Source organism: Rhodococcus sp. OK519, assembly GCF_003051005.1.
In the GTDB taxonomy this organism is placed as follows: Bacteria; Actinomycetota; Actinomycetes; order Mycobacteriales; family Mycobacteriaceae; genus Prescottella.
This window is the reverse complement of sequence record NZ_QAOW01000001.1, coordinates 343,465-355,424: the sequence shown is the minus strand read 5'-3', so window position 1 is coordinate 355,424 and position 11,960 is coordinate 343,465. Positions and strand designations below refer to the sequence as shown.

Sequence of the window (11,960 nt, the reverse complement as noted above, 5' to 3'; positions counted from 1 at the left end):
AACAGATTTTCGCTGGACACGGGCCCTACGTGAGCAGAAACACAATCAGTCCTGGACGAGGACGGCCTTTCCGAGCACTCGACCGGCCTCGAGGTCGACGAGAGCCTCGGCCGCGGACGCCAGTGGATACCGCGCCTTCACGATCGGACGCAGCCCCGCGCGGACGTGCTTCACAAGCGCCGCATGCGTTTCGGCGAGGGCCGACGGCTCGTGCCGCAGGAACTCGCCCCACGCCGCACCCACGATGCTGATGTTGCGGAACAGGACGCGATTGACCTTGACCGACGGAATACCCCCGCCGGCGAAACCGATGACGACCAGGCGCCCCTCGGGCGCAAGCGATCGCACCGCGTCGTCGAACGCATCGCCGCCGACCGGATCGACGACGACGTCGACGCCACGGCCACCGGTGAGCTCACGCACTCGCCCGTCCCAGCCCTCGTCCAGTCGGACGACCTCGTCGGCGCCGATCTCGCGCAGGAAGTCGTCGGCCCCGTCGCGGCGCACCACCGCGATCACCCTCGCCCCGTGCGCCTTGGCCAGTTGGATCGCCGACGTCCCGACCCCGCCGGCCGCACCCAGGATCGCGACGGTCTCGCCCGGCTGCAGCCGGGCCCGCCGCGCCAGCGCGAACTCCATCGTCTGATAGTTGATGATCAGTGAGGCGGCCTCCTCGAACGACAACTCGTCCGGAATCGGCAACACCAGATTCGGGTGGACGGCGACCCGCTCCGCATAGCCGCCGAGGCTCGACACCGCGAGCACCCGCTGTCCGGGCTCGAATCCACTGGATTCCGGAGCGCTGAGCACGACACCCGCGACCTCGGTTCCGGGCACGAACGGCGGCTCGGGCCGGATCTGATACTTGCCGTAGCTGATCAGCAGATCGGGGAAGCACACGCCGCTGGCCTTGACGTCGATGAGGACGAGCCCCGACGCGTCCGGCTCGGCCACGTCCTGAACCACGATCGCCGACGGCCCTGCCAGGTCCGTGATCACGACTGCGCGCACTTTCCACCTCCGAATCCCCCGGGCCGGCATCTCTGATGGACGCTGCGCCCTGCCCGTGACGCTACCCCGCAGCTAACCGCCGAACAGTCCGCGACGCCGGTGCCCCACCGCCACCATCTCGCCGGTGTCGGTCATCTTCACCCGCGGCCGTCCGCCGGGCAGACCCCGACTCCGCTCCGCCTGGTCGATCGCTTCCCAGCCACGCCGCGAGATCTGCTCGGGCTGTCGACGTGCGAGGAGCTTTCCGAGTTCCTTCCGTCCACCGGTGGGATCGGCCAGGCGCCGGGCCTCGAAGTCCTCCACGATCCGGGCGACCGTCTCCTTTGCGCAGGTCTTGTTGGTCCCGATCACTCCGCTCGGGCCCCGCTTGATCCACCCGGTCACGTACACGCCGTCGACGGTCTCCCCCGCACCCACGACGACGCGCCCACGATCGTTGGGAATCACGCCACGTCGTTCGTCGAACGGGACACCCGGCAGCGGACGCCCCCGGTAGCCGATCGACCGCAGGACCAGGGCGGCATCGATCCGCTCGGTGACCTGCGTCGGATGCGCCGCCAGGCCTCCTGCGGCGTCCTCGACGAGTTCGTTCACTACAACGGCCACCCCCTCGGCTCGGCCGTCGCCCACGATCGCGGAGGGAGACGTCAGGTACCGAAACACGATCCGCTTGTTGCCGGGCGTCGGGGTGCGCTGCGAGAACTCCTGCGCGAGGCGCACCTTCATCGCGATGGTGGGCTCCGCGGCGTCGCCGTCGATCAGTGCCTGCGAGCGGGGATCGAGTATCACCTCTGCCGGGTCGATGACGACATCGACGCCGGGCAGGTCGCCGAGGGCGAGGAACTCGGGGTTGGTGTACGCCGCCTGCGCGGGACCACGTCGGCCCAGCAGCACCACCTCACGAATGTTGCTGCGCCGCAGAGCCTCGAGGGCGTGATCGGCGATGTCGGTCTTGGCGAGATCGTCCGGATTCATCGTGAGGATCCGGGCGACATCGAGCGCCACATTTCCGTTGCCGACGATCACCGCCCGCTCCCCCGACAGGTCGAACGCGCGATCCGCGTAGTCGGGATGACCGTTGTACCAGGCCACGAACTCGGTAGCGGCGTGGCTGCCAGGCAGGTCCTCGCCGGGAACACCGAGGGCGCGGTCGCTCGACGCGCCGACCGCGTAGATCACCGCGTGATGGTGAGCCAGCAGGTCGGCATGGCTGACGTGCCGGCCGACCTCGACGTTGAGGTGGAACTGGAACGCGTCGCGGTCGAGGGACCAGTCGAACATCTCGGTGACGGCCTTGGTGCCCGGATGGTCGGGTGCGACACCCGCGCGGACGAGGCCCCACGGCGTCGGCAACTTCTCGAACATCTCGACCTCGACGTCCGAACGCTTGAGCAATTCTTCGGCCGCGTAGCAGGCAGCAGGACCCGCCCCGACGATCGCGACCCGCAGCGTGCCGAGATCCCGGACGGGTAGCGTCGCGGGTGTCAACGGAATCCAGTCCGGCTGCAGCGGGTGCCGCGTGTAGTAGTCGGCGTTGATCTCGCGGTACCGCTCCAGCGATTCGGTCAGTTGATCCTCCGGGAAGATCGCGTTCACCGGGCACGCATCGACACACGCGCCGCAGTCGATGCACGCCTCGGGTTCGATGTAGAGCATCTCCGTGGTCGCGAACTCCGCTTCCTCGGGAGTGGGATGAATGCAGTTCACCGGGCAGGCCGAGACACAACTCGCATCGTTGCAGCACGCCTGGGTGATGACGTAGGCCATGTTCGATATCCCGTCTTGTGCGCCACACCAGACGTGATGCACGCCCGCCGCCGCCACTCGTGTGACCGCCTTCATGTGACGAAGAGTTACAGTTACGGGACTGTACGCGGCGCTGCACGATCGAACAAGCACACTCGAACGAATCCGCTGACTACAGGGCCGCCAACTGTCAGAATCGCTGGCGAGTACCGCCGAACCGAGGGAACACCGTGGCTTCCGAGCAGATCGCCCCCGCAACGCAGACCGTCTCCACGACACACGTCCTCGCGCCCGCGCCGCCGTCCACGCGATATTTCGAGTCCTCGCGGCCCATCCGGACCGGAGACGTCGATGCCGAATACCGGCTCCGCCTCGACGGCATCGCCCGCTACCTGCAGGACATCGGAGCCGACAACCTCACCGCGCACGGCTTCGACAAGACCGACCCACTGTGGATCGTCCGACGGACGGTGATCGACGTCCATCGCCCGGCGATCTGGCCCGATCGAATCCACCTGCGCCGCTGGTGCACCGCCCACTCCACACGCTGGTCGGCAATGCGCGTGCAATTGACGACCGAGGAGGACGCCCTCATAGAAACCGAGGGCTTCTGGATCAACATCGGCGCCGACAGCGGGATGCCCGCCCGGATCAGCGACGGCCTCCTCGAGAGCCTGGGGCGCAGCACCGACGAACATCGTCTCCGATGGAAACCGTGGCTACCGGCCGGCCCGCCCGATGCGGACGATCGGGAGGATCGCGAACGCGCGTTCCATCTGAGGGCCACCGACATCGATCCGTTCAACCACGTCAACAACACGACCTACTGGCACGCAGTCGAGGAATGCCTCGCGGATCGGCCCGACCTGATCGCGGCGCCGTACCGGGCCGTCGTCGAACACCTGAGCCCGATCTTCGCGCGCGACCACGTCCGCCTCCACGCCGAGACCGACGACTCGTCGCTCTCCGTGTGGTTCCTCGTCGAAGGCGAGGTCCGCGCAGTTGCCCGGGTCGGTCGGCTGTAGCTAGAGGACCTTCTTCACAACCAGGGCGATGCCGGCGATCAGCAGCGTCACCAGCAGCGCAGTTCCGAATCCGGTGAGCCACCACAGCACACCGAAGACGACCAGGGCCGGCGCCGCGACGATCATCGCGATTGCGGGACTCTCCCTGACCACCTCGAGCGCCGACTCTGCCTTCACCCGATCGATCTTCTTGCCGGCCATCTGGTCTCCGATCGTTTGCCCGGATTGTCCGATCGTCCGGTTCCAGCGTCATTCTTCTTGTCCCCAGAATGCCCGAAAGTCCCGCCCCCTGGTGGGGACGGGACTTTCGGATCGAACTTTCCTACGGGTTAGCGGTAGTCGCTACCGAAGCCGTAGTCGTCCAGCGGAACCGCAGCACCGGTACCGGTACCGAAGCCCTCGGGGCTGTAGTACTGGTCGTCGTACGACGGGACGGCGTACGCAGCGGCACGCGCCTCCTCGGTGGGCTGAACCTGGATGTTCCGGTACCGGTTGATGCCGGTGCCTGCCGGGATCAGCTTGCCGATGATCACGTTCTCCTTGAGACCGATCAGCTTGTCCGAGCGGCAGTTGATGGCCGCATCGGTCAACACGCGAGTGGTCTCCTGGAACGAGGCCGCCGACAGCCACGAGTCGGTCGCCAGCGACGCCTTCGTGATACCCATCAGCACCGGACGTCCGGCCGCGGGCTCGCCACCCTCGGCGACGACGCGACGGTTGGACGCCTCGAACTCCGCACGCTCGACCAGCGAACCGGGCAGGAACTCCGTCGAACCCGAATCGATGATCGTGACGCGACGCAGCATCTGGCGCACGATGACCTCGATGTGCTTGTCGTGGATCGACACACCCTGGCTCCGGTACACCTCCTGGACCTCGTTGACGAGGTGGATCTGCACCTGACGCGGGCCCATGACACGCAGCACGTCGTGCGGGTCAGCAGCGCCCTCGAGCAGCTGCTGACCGACATCCACGTGGTCGCCGTCCGACAGCAGTCGCTCGGAGCCGTCGTCATGCTTGAACACGCGCAGACGCTGACGCTTCGACAGCTTGTCGTAGACGATTTCCTCACCACCGTCGTCCGGGACGACCGTGATCTTGTAGAAGCGGTCGTCGTCGTCGAGCTGCACCCGGCCGGAGACCTCGGTGATCGGGGCCTTGCCCTTGGGGACACGAGCCTCGAACAGCTCCTGGACACGCGGCAGACCACCGGTGATGTCGGCCGCGCCGGCCGCACCACCCTGGTGGAAGGTACGCATCGTCAGCTGGGTACCGGGCTCACCGATCGACTGAGCGGCGACGATACCGACGGCCTCGCCGATGTCGACGAGCTTGCCGGTCGCCATCGAGCGGCCGTAGCAGGTTGCGCAGACACCCGTGGCGGTGGTGCAGGTGAGGACCGAACGGACCTTGACCTGCGTGACGCCGGCCGCGAGCAACGCGTCGATGGCGGGATCGCCCAGGTCGTGTCCACGCTCGACGATGACGTTGCCGTTCTCGTCGACCGCGTCCGCAGCCAGGGTGCGTGCGTACGTCGAGGTCTCGACGTGCGCATCGCGGATCATCGTGCCGTCGGCTGCCTTCTCCGCGATCGTGGTGAGGATGCCGCGCTCGGTGCCACAGTCGACCTCGCGGACGATGACGTCCTGCGACACGTCCACCAGACGACGGGTCAGGTAACCCGAGTCGGCGGTGCGGAGAGCGGTATCGGCCAGACCCTTACGAGCACCGTGCGTGTTGATGAAGTACTCGAGAACCGTCAGGCCCTCCTTGAAGGAGGACTTGATCGGACGCGGGATGAACTCACCCTTCGGGTTCGTCACCAGGCCCTTCATACCGGCGAGCGAGCGAACCTGAGTCATGTTGCCGGCTGCGCCGGACTTCACGATCATCGGGATCGGGTTGTCGTCGGGGAAGTGGGCCTCCATGGCCTTACCGACCTCGTCGGTGGCCTCGGACCAGATCTTCACCAGGGCGCTGTTGCGCTCGGTGTGGTTGAGAGCACCGCGCTGGTACTTCTTCTCGATCTGATCGGCCTGCGCCTCGAACTTCTCCATGATCTGCGGCTTCTCCGGCGGCACGAGGACGTCGGAGATCGAGACCGTCACGCCGGACCGGGTGGCCCAGTAGAAGCCGGTGTCCTTCAGCTTGTCGACCGTCTGCGCAACCACGATCATCGGGTAACGCTCGGCCAGATCATTGATGATCGTCGCCTGACGCTTCTTCGGCATCTGCTCGTTGATGAACGGGTAGTCCGCCGGGAGCAGGTCATTGAACATGACACGGCCGAGAGTCGTCTCCGTGGTCCAGGCATCGCCGTAGCGCCAGCCCTCGGGGAACAGCTCCGCCTCGACCTCACGCGGCGGACGCTGATGCGTCAGACGCATCTTGATGCCCGCCTGCACCGACAGCACGCCACGGTCGACGGCCATCTGAGCCTCGGCGGGCGAGCTGTAGACGCCCTGCTCCGGCTGGTCGTCGGTGGCCGGCGCGTAAGTGCCGATCGCATCCTCGACCTCGCGGGTCAGGTGGAACAGACCCGTAACCATGTCCAGACGCGGCATGGCGAGGGGGCGACCCGACGCCGGCGACAGGATGTTGTTCGACGACAGCATCAGGATGCGAGCCTCGGCCTGAGCCTCTGCCGACAGCGGCAGGTGCACGGCCATCTGGTCACCGTCGAAGTCGGCGTTGAACGCCTCACAGACGAGCGGGTGCAGCTGGATGGCCTTGCCCTCGACGAGCTGCGGCTCGAACGCCTGGATGCCGAGACGGTGCAGCGTAGGTGCACGGTTCAGCAGCACGGGGTGCTCGTTGATGACCTCTTCGAGGACGTCCCACACCTGCGGACGCTGACGCTCGACCATGCGCTTCGCGGACTTGATGTTCTGCGCGTGGTTGAGATCCACCAGACGCTTCATGACGAACGGCTTGAACAGCTCGAGCGCCATCAGCTTCGGCAGACCGCACTGGTGCAGCTTGAGCTGCGGACCGACCACGATGACCGAACGGCCCGAGTAGTCGACGCGCTTGCCGAGCAGGTTCTGACGGAAGCGACCCTGCTTGCCCTTGAGCAGATCGGACAGCGACTTCAGCGGACGGTTACCCGGACCCGTGACGGGCCGGCCACGACGACCGTTGTCGAACAGCGCGTCCACAGACTCCTGCAGCATCCGCTTCTCGTTGTTGACGATGATCTCGGGAGCACCGAGGTCGATCAGTCGCTTGAGGCGGTTGTTGCGGTTGATGACGCGGCGGTACAGGTCGTTGAGGTCGGACGTCGCGAAACGGCCACCGTCGAGCTGAACCATCGGACGCAGCTCCGGCGGGATCACCGGGACAGCGTCGAGCACCATGCCCATCGGCGAGTTGCCGGACATCTGGAACGCCGCCACGACCTTGAGTCGCTTGAGCGCACGCAGCTTCTTCTGGCCCTTGCCGCTGCGGATGGTCTCGCGCAGAGACTCCGCCTCGGCCTGGATGTCGAAGTTGCGCATCAGGATCTGAATGGACTCTGCGCCCATCGCACCGGTGAAGTACTCGCCGTAGCGGTCGACCAGCTCGCGGTACAGGCCCTCGTCCACGATGAGCTGCTTGACGCTCAGCTTGGTGAACGTGGTCCAGATCTCGTCGAGGCGGTCCAGCTCGCGCTGCGCGCGGTCACGGAGCTGACGCATCTCGCGCTCGCCGCCGTCCTTGACCTTGCGGCGGACGTCGGACTTGGCGCCCTCCGCCTCGAGCTCGGCGATGTCCGCTTCGAGCTTCTGGGCGCGGGCTTCGAGGTCGGCGTCACGCTGATCGGCGACGGTCTTCTTCTCGACCTGCATCTCGGCCTCGAGCGTGGAGAGCTCGTTGTGACGCAGCTCCTCGTCGACACCGACGATGACGTAGGCAGCGAAGTAGATGATCTTCTCGAGATCCTTCGGAGCCAGGTCCAGCAGGTAACCGAGGCGGCTCGGCACACCCTTGAAGTACCAGATGTGGGTGACCGGAGCGGCGAGCTCAATGTGGCCCATGCGCTCACGACGCACCTTCGCACGGGTCACCTCGACGCCGCAGCGCTCACAGATGATGCCCTTGAAGCGGACGCGCTTGTACTTACCGCAGTAGCACTCCCAGTCCCGAGTGGGGCCGAAGATCTTCTCGCAGAAGAGGCCGTCCTTCTCGGGCTTGAGCGTGCGGTAGTTGATGGTCTCCGGCTTCTTGACCTCGCCGTAAGACCAGTTGCGGATGTCCTCCGCGGTCGCGAGACCGATGCGGAGTTCATCGAAGAAGTTGACGTCGAGCACGTAACTTCCTTTCCCCAGAGGGATTGTGGATCAGCGGGTGAGATCCGCTTTTCCTGACTGCCAATTCAAATGTGCTCTAGCGCCCCCGGGCTGCGCTCACACACAGCCCGGGGACCGAAAACTAATTCGCGAGATCGTCCACGGTCGCGGCCTCGTTCCGGGACAGGTTGATGCCCAGGTTCGCGGCGGCACGCTCGAGGTCCTCGTCATCGCCGTCGGCCATTGCGATGGCTGCGCCGTCCGAGGACAGCACCTCCACGTTGAGGCAGAGCGACTGGAGCTCCTTGAGGAGAACCTTGAAGGACTCGGGAATGCCCGGCTCGGGGATGTTCTCGCCCTTGACGATGGCCTCGTACACCTTCACGCGGCCGACGACGTCGTCCGACTTGATGGTGAGCAGCTCCTGCAGGGTGTAGGCAGCGCCGTACGCCTGCATCGCCCAGCACTCCATCTCACCGAAGCGCTGGCCACCGAACTGGGCCTTACCGCCGAGCGGCTGCTGGGTGATCATCGAGTACGGACCGGTCGAACGCGCGTGGATCTTGTCGTCGACCAAGTGGTGCAGCTTGATGATGTACATGTAGCCGACCGACACCGGGTACGGGAACGGCTCGCCGGAGCGACCGTCGAACAGCGTCGCCTTGCCGTCCGGTCCGACCATCCGCTCACCGTCACGGTTGGGCAGCGTCGAAGCGAGCAGACCGGTGAGCTCGTCCTCCTTGGCACCGTCGAACACCGGGGTGGCGATGTTGGAGTCGGCCGGAGCCGCCAGCATCTCCTCGGGCAGGGTCTCCGCCCAGTCCGGACGAGAACCGTCGCCGGCGATCTGGACGTTCCAGCCGGTCTTGCCGATCCAGCCGAGGTGCGTCTCGAGGACCTGACCGATGTTCATACGACGCGGAACACCGTGGGTGTTCAGGATGATGTCGACCGGGGTGCCGTCGGACAGGAACGGCATGTCCTCCTGCGGGAGGATCTTGCCGATGACGCCCTTGTTGCCGTGGCGGCCGGCGAGCTTGTCGCCGTCCTGGATCTTGCGCTTCTGGGCAACGTAGACGCGAACCAGCTCGTTGACGCCCGGAGGCAGATCGTCGTCGTCCTCGCGCGAGAACACGCGGATGCCGATGACCTTGCCGGACTCACCGTGCGGCACCTTGAGGGACGTGTCGCGGACCTCGCGCGCCTTCTCACCGAAGATCGCACGGAGCAGGCGCTCCTCCGGGGTCAGCTCGGTCTCACCCTTGGGTGTGACCTTGCCGACCAGCACATCGCCGTCACGAACCTCGGCACCGATACGGATGATGCCGCGCTCGTCGAGGTCGGCGAGAACCTCGTCCGAGACGTTCGGGATATCCCGGGTGATCTCCTCGGCACCGAGCTTGGTGTCACGAGCATCGATCTCGTGCTCCTCGATGTGGATCGAGGTGAGGACGTCCTCCTCCACGAGGCGCTGCGACAGGATGATCGCGTCCTCGTAGTTGTGGCCCTCCCACGGCATGATCGCGACGAGCAGGTTCTTGCCGAGCGCCATCTCACCGTTCTGGGTGCACGGACCGTCGGCCAGGACCTGGCCCGACTCGACACGCTGACCCTCGTCCACGATCGGACGCTGGTTGGCACACGTGCCCTGGTTCGAGCGCGCGAACTTGCGCAGGCGGTAGGTGGTGCGGCTACCGTCGTCGGCCATCACGGTGACGTAGTCGGAGGAGACCTCCTCGACGACACCGGTCTTCTCGGTGATGATGACGTCGCCGGCGTCGACCGCAGCACGCAGCTCCATGCCGGTACCGACCAGCGGGGACTCGCTGCGGACCAGCGGCACGGCCTGACGCTGCATGTTCGCGCCCATGAGGGCACGGTTGGCGTCGTCGTGCTCGAGGAACGGAATCATCGCGGTCGCGACGGAGACCATCTGGCGCGGCGAAACGTCCATGTAGTCGACATCGGAGGACGAGACGAACTCGACCTCTCCGCCCTTACGACGAACGAGGACACGCTCGTCGGTGAAGCGACCCGACGTGTCGACGGGCGAGTTGGCCTGCGCCACGACGTGGCGGTCCTCCTCGTCCGCGGTCAGGTAGTCGACATGGTCGGTGACCTGGCCGTTGTCGACCTTGCGGTACGGCGTCTCGATGAAGCCGAACGGGTTGACCCGCGCGTACACCGAGAGCGAGCCGATCAGGCCGATGTTCGGGCCTTCCGGGGTCTCGATCGGGCACATACGGCCGTAGTGCGACGGGTGGACGTCGCGCACCTCGAGGCCGGCGCGCTCACGGGACAGACCACCGGGGCCCAGCGCCGACAGACGACGCTTGTGGGTCAGGCCCGACAGCGGGTTGTTCTGGTCCATGAACTGCGACAGCTGGGAGGTTCCGAAGAACTCCTTGATCGCGGCCACGACAGGTCGGATGTTGATCAGGGTCTGCGGCGTGATCGCCTCGACGTCCTGAGTCGTCATCCGCTCACGCACGACGCGCTCCATGCGGGACAGGCCCACGCGGATCTGGTTCTGGATGAGCTCACCGACGGTGCGCAGACGACGGTTACCGAAGTGGTCGATGTCGTCGACCTCGACGGGAACCTCGACACCACCCGGGGCGGTCATCACGGTGTCACCCGCGTGCAGATGCACGAGGTACTCGATCGTGGTGATGATGTCGTCCTCGGTGAGGGTCGACGCCTCGATCGGCAGACCGCTGTTGAGGCCCAGCTTCTTGTTGACCTTGTAGCGGCCCACGCGAGCGAGGTCGTAGCGCTTGTCCTTGAAGAACAGGTTCTCCAGGAGCGTCTGCGCGCTCTCCTTCGTCGGGGGCTCGCCCGGACGCAGCTTGCGGTAGATGTCGAGCAGGGCCTCGTCGGTGTTCTTGGCCGGATCCTTGTCCAGGGTGGCCATCATGATCTCCGAGAAACCGAACCGCTCGCGGATCTCCTCGTCGGTCATACCGAGCGCCTTGAGCAGCGTCGTGACCGGCTGGCGGCGCTTGCGATCGATACGGACACCGACGGTGTCGCGCTTGTCGACGTCGAACTCGAGCCATGCACCACGGCCCGGGATGACCTTGACGCTGTGCAGGGTCTTCTCGGTGCTCTTGTCGATGGATGCATCGAAGTACACGCCCGGCGAACGGACCAGCTGCGACACGACGACACGCTCGGTGCCGTTGATGATGAACGTGCCCTTCGGCGTCATCATCGGGAAATCACCCATGAAGACCGTCTGGCTCTTGATCTCACCGGTGTTGTTGTTGATGAACTCCGCGGTGACGAAGAGAGGCGCCGCGTAGGTCATGTCCTTGTCTTTGCACTCATCGGTCGAGGCCTTGACCTCGTCGAAGCGCGGGTCCGAGAAGGACAGGGACATGGACCCCGAGAAATCCTCAATGGGCGAAAGCTCGGCCAGGATCTCTTCGAGACCACCGGTTACCGCTCCGTCGCGCCGTGCGGCCGCGCGCTCGCGCCAACTCGGCGAGCCCACCAACCATTCGAACGAATCGGTCTGTAGATCGAGGAGCCCTGGGACCTCGAGGGGTTCGCGAATCTTCGCGAACGAAACCCTTCGGGGGGCTCCGGGGATTCCGGCAACTGCCTTGGTCTGGCTAGAGACTGCCAAGATGCGTCCTTCCAGCACCTCACGCGGGCCGCTCGTGCTGGTGCGACCGCCGCTGTATCTGCTTCTTTATGTGGGGCGAATTCGCTGGTCACAACCCGAACGAATCCTCGCCACAGGAGCAGGAAGCAGATCACTTCGCCGCAGTGAGGTCGAGAGGTGGACAGGAGGCAGCCAGCGCAACGTCCAAAAGTACACCCAAACTCAGTAGATGTCGAGCCGGGCAGCAGAAAGGACACCCGTCAGGGTGCTGCGCGCGTGTGAGACGCGTGAATGTTCAGG

The 11,960-nt window shown here is 65.6% G+C and carries 6 protein-coding genes; 1 reads left to right on the top strand and 5 read right to left on the bottom strand.

Annotated elements, in window-relative coordinates:
- Window positions 1-45 precede the first annotated feature (45 nt).
- Together C8K36_RS01815 and C8K36_RS01810 are read right to left on the bottom strand one after the other, a co-directional pair.
- The gene (locus C8K36_RS01815; protein ID WP_107982738.1) at window positions 46-1,011 is read right to left on the bottom strand and encodes an NADPH:quinone oxidoreductase family protein; all 966 of its coding nucleotides are present in this window, start codon (window positions 1,009-1,011) and stop codon (window positions 46-48) included.
- A gap of 72 nt (window positions 1,012-1,083) precedes the next feature.
- Window positions 1,084-2,778 (bottom strand): FAD-dependent oxidoreductase, encoded by a 1,695-nt coding sequence (locus tag C8K36_RS01810; protein WP_107982737.1) that lies wholly within the window; start codon window positions 2,776-2,778, stop codon window positions 1,084-1,086.
- A gap of 209 nt (window positions 2,779-2,987) precedes the next feature.
- Here C8K36_RS01810 and C8K36_RS01805 point away from each other — a divergent pair, with 209 nt between their 5' ends.
- Window positions 2,988-3,782 (top strand): acyl-[acyl-carrier-protein] thioesterase, encoded by a 795-nt coding sequence (locus tag C8K36_RS01805; protein WP_107982736.1) that lies wholly within the window; start codon window positions 2,988-2,990, stop codon window positions 3,780-3,782.
- On the opposite strand, the gene C8K36_RS01800 is transcribed toward C8K36_RS01805, so the two are convergent.
- The 3 genes from C8K36_RS01800 to C8K36_RS01790 form a co-directional block, all read right to left on the bottom strand.
- Window positions 3,783-3,983 (bottom strand): hypothetical protein, encoded by a 201-nt coding sequence (locus tag C8K36_RS01800; protein WP_107982735.1) that lies wholly within the window; start codon window positions 3,981-3,983, stop codon window positions 3,783-3,785.
- 128 nt (window positions 3,984-4,111) lie between these two features.
- Complete coding sequence (locus C8K36_RS01795; protein WP_107982734.1) at window positions 4,112-8,071, bottom strand: DNA-directed RNA polymerase subunit beta'; 3,960 nt, start codon at window positions 8,069-8,071, stop codon at window positions 4,112-4,114.
- Window positions 8,072-8,192: 121 nt separating this feature from the next.
- The gene (locus C8K36_RS01790) at window positions 8,193-11,699 is read right to left on the bottom strand and encodes a DNA-directed RNA polymerase subunit beta (protein WP_107982733.1); all 3,507 of its coding nucleotides are present in this window, start codon (window positions 11,697-11,699) and stop codon (window positions 8,193-8,195) included.
- Between the last annotated feature and the right edge of the window lie 261 nt (window positions 11,700-11,960).

What these genes read in the sequence shown, in the direction of transcription:
- C8K36_RS01810 (WP_107982737.1), bottom strand. Translation starts at nt 2,778, where the DNA reads ATGGCCTACGTCATCACCCAGGCGTGCTGCAACGATGCGAGTTGTGTC.
- C8K36_RS01800 (WP_107982735.1), bottom strand. Translation starts at nt 3,983, where the DNA reads ATGGCCGGCAAGAAGATCGATCGGGTGAAGGCAGAGTCGGCGCTCGAG.